3 protein-coding genes and 2 pseudogenes are annotated in these 5,042 nt (G+C 54.9%); 2 read left to right on the forward strand and 3 right to left on the reverse strand.

The window, feature by feature from the left end:
* The 3 genes and pseudogenes from GCT19_RS40805 to GCT19_RS40815 all read right to left on the reverse strand — a co-directional run.
* Positions 1–515, reverse strand: a 515-nt coding sequence (locus GCT19_RS40805; RefSeq protein WP_152855002.1) for an IS5 family transposase, incomplete at its 3' end; no start/stop codon positions are given.
* Between the two features lie 343 nt (positions 516–858).
* On the reverse strand, positions 859–1,308 hold the full coding sequence (locus GCT19_RS40810; protein WP_084598404.1) for a DUF3757 domain-containing protein: 450 nt from the start codon (positions 1,306–1,308) through the stop codon (positions 859–861).
* A 1,274-nt stretch (positions 1,309–2,582) separates the two neighbouring features.
* A pseudogene (locus GCT19_RS40815) lies at positions 2,583–2,773 on the reverse strand (cold shock domain-containing protein).
* 791 nt (positions 2,774–3,564) lie between these two features.
* Here GCT19_RS40815 and GCT19_RS40820 point away from each other — a divergent pair.
* Positions 3,565–4,503, forward strand: a pseudogene (locus GCT19_RS40820) (transposase).
* 312 nt (positions 4,504–4,815) lie between these two features.
* Positions 4,816–5,042 (forward strand): transposase (locus tag GCT19_RS40825; RefSeq protein ID WP_152854003.1); only part of this gene is annotated, 227 nt, incomplete at its 3' end.

The raw sequence follows: 5,042 nt of genomic DNA on the forward strand, positions 1-5,042 counted from the left end.
AAGTACCATTGATTTCCCTTCTTCGTCTGGTGCATTTCCGGGTCCCGTGTACCAGAGCCGTTCTTCGTCGAAGTGGGTGCGGAAATCAAGGTAGCGTCGACCGCCGACCCCACCTTCAGCATCAAGCCTTTCTCGCTCAGGATCTCATTGACCAGCGTGAGCATCTGCGCAGCCAGGCCGTGCGTTTCGAGAAGGTGACGGAACCGGAGAATCGTGCTCTCGTCCGGCAAACGCGTCATACCCTCGTCCAGCCCAGCAAATTCACGATACAGCGGCACGTCATAAAGCGCCTCTTCCAGCGCCGGGTCTGACAGACCAAACCACTGCTGCATGAAGTGGATCTGCAGCATCGTCGCAATAGGAAACGGCGGCCTTCCAGTCTTACCCCTTGGATAGTGCGGTTCGATCAACGCAATCAACCTCGACCATGGGACAACGCGCCTCAACTCATCGAGAAGTTTGCGCTTGCGCGTGCGTTTCGTTGAAAGATCCAGACCAAGACCAGGCTGTGTCATCGAGGTACCCCTTAAACCTGCATTCTCCCAGGATAGTCCACCGAGACGTCAACGCCAGGACTTTTGCAGACCTTCCCTAAATATTTCTAACGATATTGTCACGTTGCTGAATGTGTTGGATGAATCTGGATCGCAAACAACTCGCATCTCGATTCGCTGCGTGGCGGGAATTCGCCGACATGGCTCAAAATCCGTTGACTGTCTTGTTAGCGATTGACTCTTCGGCGCAGTCCACGCTACTGCCGACAAGTTGACAGTGCTGCGAGATACGCTAGACGTCACGGCTTCTGCGATTGCACCAACACGTCTTCCACTGGAAGCTGCTCAAGCTTTCACCGATTGCTCAAGACGGTCGAACGACAAGGAACCTACAACGCCAAGCGGCCGGATCAGTGCACTCGTAATAGTCAGGGTTGTACGGGCCATTTTTTCTGCGCCATTGATTCAGATCGCGCAAATCCAAAGCCGGTAGCGGAGACCTAGGTATGTACTGTAGATTCACATAGCCCCCCCTGGAAAGTTCGTAGGAGCACTTGACTAACGCTGGTTGACCGGTGCCAGCATTATCAAGCTGCGCTGGATAAAACGTGGCCGAGGAAAATTCCTTGATACTACCTTCGTCCGGTCCTTTCACAATACCTAGCCATATACCCTCGTTATCGCTGGCTGTTGCGGTGTACACACTCCCTGCCATCTTGATCTCGCCGCGCATCGGGCAGCCTTCGAACGTTGCAGCAGACACGTGATAAGATGCGCCGAGCGCAAGCGTAAGAACGAAAAGGCTCTTCTTCATTGTCTCGAATCCTCTATGTTGTAGGGGGCATCCATAAATCACTTATGCATGAAATAATGAATTTTATAATAGATCTTGATGTGAAAAGTGATTGCGTGTAAGGGATAGTCAATTGTCACTTTCGAAGATCTGAAATTCTTCGCGAATAAAATTTAGCACTCGGGTTTATACCGCAATAGCGGCGACCACATCAAATAAAGACTATTTATGCCGGAGGCAATATTTTTGATGGTCATGTGAAAGCTCTGTCTATAAGCGTTGGAGGTCGCGAGCGAACGCCATCTGAATTGATCCATTTGACTAGTAACAAGACGTCGCAGCGCGACAATCATGTCAATGCCAGACTGTTCTGGCCTTGTAGCGCCCATTTTTAGCCTAGCTCAGTTCCGGTGCCCGGATCTAATCACGCATCAGTGCCGCGTACCACCCGAGCGTCGTAGGAGCGACTGCGTCGAGGAGAAGCGCGTGTGTCTGCTGTGGTATCTTTACCTGATCCGGAATTACTTTGGTGGAGTGACGGGTGCTTCGCACTCGCGCGTGGGTTAATGCGCGTGGCCATCGGCTCGACGCTCTGCGCGACAGGGGCAACACTGACCCGCGAACAGTAACCCGTTATGGCGGCGTGACAATCGGCGTGCTATGGCTCTGGCGCAGATGATTCCAATGCGCGTCAAGTTCGTCGATGTCTTCCCTCATCGCAAGCGCCTGAAGCTTGTCTATCCAATTCTGCCAGTATCAGCTCGTCGCAAATGGATTAAGTGACACAGTAGGACTGGTATCGTTCGGACCATGAGGTGCTTCGATCTCGGAGCCCGGCATGGTGAAATGCGTACTCGTTTCGCTCTTCAGTCTGTTGAAGAAACCTTCTGCGAGCGGGTGGCCCTGGTATTCGTAGTGTTCGGAATTTGCTCTAAGTCTAGGTCGAGCAAAAGTGCTGCTGGATCTGGCGAAGCATGATGGAAAGTCCTGCGTACGATCCTAATATCGAGACCAGCGTATCTGTAGTTCGCCTCCTCCGGGGTAGGTTGGTGCCAGGTTCAGCGCGGTCATGAACACGCACGGAGATTTGTGGAAAGGCCTTTGATGGGTAAGCTGAGGTGTCGGCCTTCGACGTTCGATATTCGCTCAGTCCGTCGGGAAAGCAAATGCACCCACTGCTTCAATCGTCACTCGAAGCGAAAAACGCGTTACCGGATGAGGCCGTGGTCGTCGACCGTACGCCACAAGTGTGATGTTCACGGCGCCGTCTCAAGAGCCGCTGGCGACGTCGGTTGTTAATCGGGCGGATCTTTGCCTGCAGGTCTTTGCTTCACATCGAAGCTCACTCGCTGATTTGCGTACAGTGTGCGGAAACCGTGCACTTGGATTTCGGAGAAGTGCGCAAATAGGTCATCGCCACCTCGTCTGGCGCAATGAAGCCGAAACCCTTCACATAGTTAAACCATTTCACCGTACCGGTTGCCATTTTCTGTAGTTTTCAAATACACCGATGGCCCGGCCCATTGCACTGTCAACTGAATTGGCTGCTGCTTGTTGAGCAAAAGGCATTCGCAAGGAAGAAGCGCTACATATGCGCTGATACCATTTTGCTTGGCCGCTGAGACACAAGCAGTCTTCCGTGATCAGCATCGAGCATGTCTTGATGCGTATATTGCGCATGTCATATTTAGAGGGCGTTAGCTGCCACGGATGATGGCAAACCATGCGTTGCTCGCACACGTGTCGAATAGCCGCAGCGCCTTGACCCGCATACCACAGGCAAATGAATTAGAATGCACGTTTCGCCCTCTGGCCCATTACCCCTTCCGGGTCTGACGCGCGAGTTCGTTCGACTACGCATGCTCCTGCTCATTGGCCGATGTAATGTGCACCGTGCGAGCATCTCGGCCGGTCGATGTGGTGTAACTTCGAAGGATGAGCATTGCATCGCGCATCCGTGTGTCATCTAGGGCCGGCGATAGTGCAAACAACGGATCTGAGTGAATCACGGGCAACACGTCGCTCTCGGTCACCGCTTTGATCGCGGCGTCCGGGTGCCGTTCGACCAAATGACGACGAGCCGATCCAAACAGTCGATCAGTAGCCAGAGGTACATCTTACTAGCCCGAAACTGGAACTCGGTATGTCGCCCTTTTGATCTGAACGCCAGAACGCTGATGACTTAGCAGGCGATTGAAGTATCTGCGCGCACGTCATCCGCTCGGCAGGGGTAAACCTAGAAAACGAAGAATCGGACAACACACTGAGGCTGAAGCGATGCGCAGAGCGGACGGCTATACCGAGTCGATGTTCACAGTGTCCAGGCTGGATGATTTCCTTCCGGCAATCACCCGTTGCGACCGATTCGGCTGTGGTTGAACGATGCGCTCACTCGCATGGATTCGGTCTTTTCGCGCATGTACGAGAGCGACGTGAAGGGCGGACACCCGAGCATCGGGCCGCAGCAGCTGATTCGCGCGCTGCTGTTGCAAGTGCTGTATTCGATTCGCGGCGAACGCATGCTGACGGAGCAAATCTCCTACAACAGGCTGTTTCACTGGTTCGTCGGACTGGCGATGGACGAAGCGGTTTGTGACCACTCCACGAAGTCGGATGACGACTCGCCACCTGACGGCGGTGCCGGCTCTCACGAGCACTGGCATGGCGAGAAGCGTAGCAACGACACGCATGAATTCAGCCCGGACAGTCAGGCCCGGTTGTTTCGCAAGAGTCGGGCCATGGGCGCGATGCTTTGCTACATGGGTCACGTACTGACTGATAGCCGGCACGGACTCGTGTTCAACCACAGGTGACGCAGGCTAATGGCACAGCCGATCTGGACACAGCAGCCGAGATGCTTGCGGACGCCGCGAGGTTTGGCGATGCATCGATTACGGTAGGTGCTGACAAGAGCTACGACGCGGCCGGCTTCGCGGCAATGTGCCGCGCACATGGTGTGACGCCACATGCTGCACAATACAATGACCGCGCGGGCGGCTCGGCCATCGACGGGCGCACAACGTGCTGGGCCGACTACTATGCCGTCAGTCAGCGCAAGCGCAACTGCATTGAGTAGGTCTTGGCTGGAGCAAGACGGCTGCACGATTCGTGCAGGCGATATTGGGGGGACTGCAACGAGTTGACCAGCTTTTCCTGTTGATTCAGGCGGCCTACAACCTGACTCACATGCGCACGCTCGCGGCGAAAGCGGCATAGGCTAGACAGGCGGCGAGGAAATGGCATTGCGTCCACCTGAATAAAAGGCTTCGAGCATTAAATCGACATCAACCAAACCGGCGCAGCGACTCAATGAAACAGAGTGCTCAACGCTGGCGAGGTGCTTTTCAACAGCCTGCTAGACGAGCCCCGGGTTTGCAGACTGACGGACACGTCAGCGTCGGATAGGATCTCTTCCGTGGGGTGCGGACAGAAATCTGGATTGGTTCACTCGGCAATTCTGAGCTTCCCCTGAAATTTCGCCTTCCAGCAGGTCGTGTGTAAACTCGACCCAAAGGAAGGAAAGAAGAGATGTTCAAGGTACCAAAACAGGCGTACACGCCGGAGTTCCGGGCGGCGGCCGTGCAACGAGTCAAGGACGGGCAAGGCGTAGGCGCAGTGGCCCGCGAGTTGGGCGTGTCGGAGCAGACGCTGCGCAACTGGGTGAAGGCCGAGCAGGCCGGCAAACTGAACGGTCCCGGAGCGAAGGTGGTCACGCCCGAGCAGATGGAGCTCTCGCGGTTACGCGCCGAGAACAA

The sequence above is a fragment of the Paraburkholderia atlantica genome (genome assembly GCF_009362785.1).
GTDB classification, from domain to species: Bacteria; Pseudomonadota; Gammaproteobacteria; order Burkholderiales; family Burkholderiaceae; genus Paraburkholderia; species Paraburkholderia atlantica.

Bases quoted from the DNA above. Each gene is read 5' to 3' on its own strand.
- GCT19_RS40810 (WP_084598404.1), bottom strand. From the start codon at position 1,308: ATGAAGAAGAGCCTTTTCGTTCTTACGCTTGCGCTCGGCGCATCTTAT.